This is a genomic window from Sphingobacterium sp. T2 (assembly GCF_000814685.1).
GTDB lineage: Bacteria > Bacteroidota > Bacteroidia > Sphingobacteriales > Sphingobacteriaceae > Sphingobacterium > Sphingobacterium thermophilum.
In genome coordinates, this window is sequence record NZ_JXAC01000241.1 from 1 (window position 1) to 3,862 (window position 3,862).

The window sequence follows — 3,862 nt, forward strand, 5'->3', positions numbered from 1 at the left end:
ATGAAGAGCGATAAAATTCCGAATATTGGATTAACATGCTTTTCATTAAGTCTTAAATGTTTAAAGGGTTAATAAACGTTCTTTCTTTACCGTTATATAAAGGTTTGGATAAAATTGTTACCCCTTAATCCTTAAGATTTGCTTAGAAAATTTCAGCTATCATACAGCGTAGTGAGCCGCCCCCGAGCCGTTCTATGGTATAGATGGGGGCTGTGACTATTTTACCAAAGAGAGATAGTTGATCTTTTTGCTCTTTGGTGAAAGTTTTATATGCTTGTTCGCTCATTACTATAAGAGGTTGGCCATCAATGCTATGTAGCTCCAGAATATTGCCGCAGAAATGATTCATCTGCGCTTCGGAGATAGTGATGATGGTTTTATTCGTGTTGATTAAAGCCTGTTATGACTTTGCTTTTTTCTTGTTCGGCCAAGATGCTGTCGAGACAGATTACGCAGAAACTTGTCCCTAATGCCATCATCACATTGGTATGGTAGACGGGTTCTCTTTTGTTATCTACCAGCTGTGTAGCGTGAAATATGATAGGGATATACTCGTTGTCTTTGCAGAATAGATGTACGAGCTCTTCGTTAGCCCGTTCGGAGAGTGAGCAGTAGGCGATTCGGTTTATCCTGTCAAGGACAAGCACCCCGGTACCTTCTAGAAAGAGGTTTTCTTCTACAAATGGAGTGTAATCCAACACTTCGGAATAGCTGATTCCTTGACTTTTCAGGAAGGCTAAAGGTTGTAAGAGATGTTCGCGCCGTCTGTTGGGCGCAAACATGGGGTAGAGAATAGCTCTATCACCGTGAAAAGAAATGATATTGTTAGGAAATAAGCTGTCTGGAGTGTCGTATTCTCCCGAATCTTGAAGGACGAAGACCTCAATTCCTTCAGATCTGAGAATATCTACCGTGTTGTCGAACTCCTGTTGTGCCAATCCATTAGCATTTTTTTCTTCGTTTGTTTGGTCTTGAAAAAAATTATTTACGGCCGTCTCTTCGTTGGTTCTGAAAGAGCCCGGCCTTACCATTAAAATGTGTGATGTTGTCTGCTTCATGATTCCCGAACTAAAGGTAAAGTAGAACAGCGTAATAGTCCCTCCTGCTTTCCTATTTCGTAGTACGGCACTTTCTCCACAATAAACCCGTTACTTTCTAACCATGTGTTAAGTTTATGGAAGTTTCTTTCAGAAACCACCACTTGTGGGGAGATGGAGAAAATGTTGGAGTACATTTCGTACATGTCATCTGCTGAAATATGAAAAAGGTTTTCTTCCCCGAAAATTTCCCGGATAATGTTATAGCTTTTTTGATCTCTGAAGCCCCCTTTGAAGACGATGGCTTTGTCGTATCCTACCGGCTGAAAACAACAATCGAGGTGTAGAGCATTGGCCCTTGGGTCGGTCATAGATTTTATCAAGTCGCAGTCTATTACATTTTTGTGAGGGAAAAGCTCTTTTAAGAACTCTACCCCCGCACGATTGGTCCTAGCAGTATTTAGGGATGAATAATCTTCTCCGTAATAGCATCCCACGAAAATATATTCATTCCAAAGGATGACATCTCCTCCTTCGATATGTACTTCTTCAGGAGGGATGATAAACCTGCTTTTATCGATTTGCTCTATGATATAATCTATGGCGTTCCATTCTTCAGCTCTGTCCGGTAAGATGTTGGACTTAATAAAGCAATCGTCGATGACAAAGCCTATATCTCGGGTAAAGATTTGGTTGAGATTGGGGATAATTCTAGGGCGCAGTACGTCAACACCATATTTTTTCAATACTTTCTCAAAGGCTGTCATTTCCGCTACCATATCTTGCTCCAGAGGATATGTGCCAGCTAAGATATGTTCGAGCGATTTTGGATCGTAAGCCTCTTCGGGTGTAGGTGTAGGTCCATTGCTATTAGCAATGCCTAAAACAACTTTCTTAAGGGTTGATGTTTCATTTTTTACGTTAAGTTTAAGCATATAATCGGTATTTCTGATATCACTAAATTACGTAATTAACGCTATATTTTTTTCTTATAAGGAAAGAATTGAAAACCTTTCTATAGAAGGAAGGAATGCGTAAAATATTTTAAAAAATGCCCATTTAGCCCTAAATTTTTTATAATAAAATCGGAGAGTGGTTAATAGCTCTGTAAAATATTTGGTTATAGAACTTATCGTCCGGAAAAGTGTCTAAAAATGAGTATCTTTGCGCATTCAATAAAATTCTTTTCAAAAGAAAATAGTTTGTTTTCAGAGAGTTAAATAGAAGTTCTTGCAATTATAAAGCGTAATGAGTAACGTACACTATCAAGAAAAATTTCAGGATCGTCATAATGGTCCGGACGCTGCACAGACCGAGGAAATGTTAAAGGTCATTGGTGTAGCTTCTTTAGAAGAGTTGATCGAACAGACTGTTCCGGCTCAAATCAGAAGAAAAGCGATGAATCTTCCTCAGCCACTGAGTGAGGTAGCTTACCTAGAGAAGATTGCCCAAATCGCAGAAAGAAATAAAATTTTCAAATCTTACATTGGTCAGGGCTATTATGATGTCGTATTGCCTGGAGTTATTCAGCGTAATGTGTTTGAAAACCCTGGGTGGTACACCCAATATACGCCATATCAGGCGGAGATTGCGCAAGGACGATTACAAGCATTACTCAACTTCCAAACAGTAATTTCAGACTTCACCGGCTTAGAGATAGCCAACGCCTCACTGTTGGATGAGGCTACGGCGGCGGCGGAAGCTATGTATATGCTTTATGCTGCACGCAAAAACAAAAATGCTAATGTGTTTTTGGTGTCGCCGAATGTGTTCCCGCAAACTTTAGATGTGTTGAAGACGAGAGCGGTTCCTTTCGGTATTGAATTGCGTATTGCAGATGTTGCGGAAGCCAATTTGGCGGACGATGTGTTTGCTGTTTTTGTGCAATATCCTGCAGCAGACGGTACCATTTCCGATTATAAAAATTTAGCGGAAGCTGCACATGCTAAAGATATTACTGTATGTGTTGCTGCCGACCTGATGGCGCTGGCCTTGTTGACTCCTCCGGGAGAATGGGGTGCTGACGTAGTGGTAGGCAACTCGCAGCGCTTCGGCGTTCCTATGGGCTTCGGAGGTCCTCATGCCGCATTTTTCGCTACGAAAGAAGCTTATAAGAGAAATATTCCAGGACGTATTATCGGTGTGACGACAGATTCTAGTGGCAACTATGCATTGCGTATGGCCTTGCAGACACGTGAGCAGCATATCCGCCGTGATAAAGCCTCGTCAAACATATGTACGGCTCAGGCTCTCTTGGCCATCATGGCTTCTTTCTACGCTGTTTACCACGGCCCAGAAGGCATAAAAAATATCGCCACACGTATCAACGACTTGACAAAGCTGGCAGACAAAGCCATTCAAGCTTTGGGCTACGAACAAACTAATAAAACTTATTTCGATACGTTACGTTTCAATGTTGGAGAGCAAGCAGGAACGTTAAAGGCTGAAGCACTCAATAATGAGATGAACTTCTACTACAATGATGGTGTGGTAGGAATATCTATCGATGAGACAACGACGTACCAAGATATTCAGACTATTGTTAAGGTTTTTGCCAAAATCAAAGGAAAAACCTTGGATGAATTGGATTGGGAAAGCTTAGAAAAAGAGTTAGGATCCTCGATCCCTGCGGAATTGATTCGTACTTCTTCTTATCTGACACACCCTGTCTTCAACTCGTACCATTCGGAGCACGAGATGTTGCGTTACATCAAATCTTTAGAAGCCAAAGATTTGTCGTTGTGTCATTCTATGATTCCTTTGGGATCATGTACTATGAAAGCTGAACGCCGAATGTCCTACGGAAAATGGTTCCGTCGTAACAT

The 3,862-nt window shown here is 41.1% G+C and carries 4 protein-coding genes; 1 reads left to right on the forward strand and 3 read right to left on the reverse strand.

All coding sequences use genetic code 11. From position 1 onward, the window contains the following. Positions 1-142 precede the first annotated feature (142 nt). From SD31_RS17660 to SD31_RS13190, 3 genes are read right to left on the reverse strand one after another with little or no spacing between them, the layout of a single operon-like run. The gene (locus SD31_RS17660; RefSeq protein WP_197053726.1) at positions 143-349 is read right to left on the reverse strand and encodes an arginine deiminase-related protein; all 207 of its coding nucleotides are present in this window, start codon (positions 347-349) and stop codon (positions 143-145) included. A 28-nt stretch (positions 350-377) separates the two neighbouring features. Then, entirely contained in the window at positions 378-1,058 is a 681-nt protein-coding gene (locus SD31_RS13185; protein WP_197053725.1) for an arginine deiminase-related protein, read from the reverse strand. Beyond that, the gene (locus tag SD31_RS13190) at positions 1,055-1,972 is read right to left on the reverse strand and encodes a dimethylarginine dimethylaminohydrolase family protein (protein WP_039054472.1); all 918 of its coding nucleotides are present in this window, start codon (positions 1,970-1,972) and stop codon (positions 1,055-1,057) included. Before SD31_RS13190 ends, SD31_RS13185 begins: the two co-directional genes overlap by 4 nt. A gap of 313 nt (positions 1,973-2,285) precedes the next feature. Between SD31_RS13190 and gcvPA the strand changes: the two genes are divergently transcribed. After that, positions 2,286-3,862: aminomethyl-transferring glycine dehydrogenase subunit GcvPA (gene gcvPA, locus SD31_RS13195; RefSeq protein ID WP_082021965.1), on the forward strand; the 1,577-nt coding region annotated here is incomplete at its 3' end.

What these genes read in the sequence shown, in the direction of transcription:
- SD31_RS17660 (WP_197053726.1), bottom strand. Translation starts at nt 349, where the DNA reads ATGAATCATTTCTGCGGCAATATTCTGGAGCTACATAGCATTGATGGC.
- SD31_RS13185 (WP_197053725.1), bottom strand. Translation starts at nt 1,058, where the DNA reads ATGAAGCAGACAACATCACACATTTTAATGGTAAGGCCGGGCTCTTTC.
- SD31_RS13190 (WP_039054472.1), bottom strand. Translation starts at nt 1,972, where the DNA reads ATGCTTAAACTTAACGTAAAAAATGAAACATCAACCCTTAAGAAAGTT.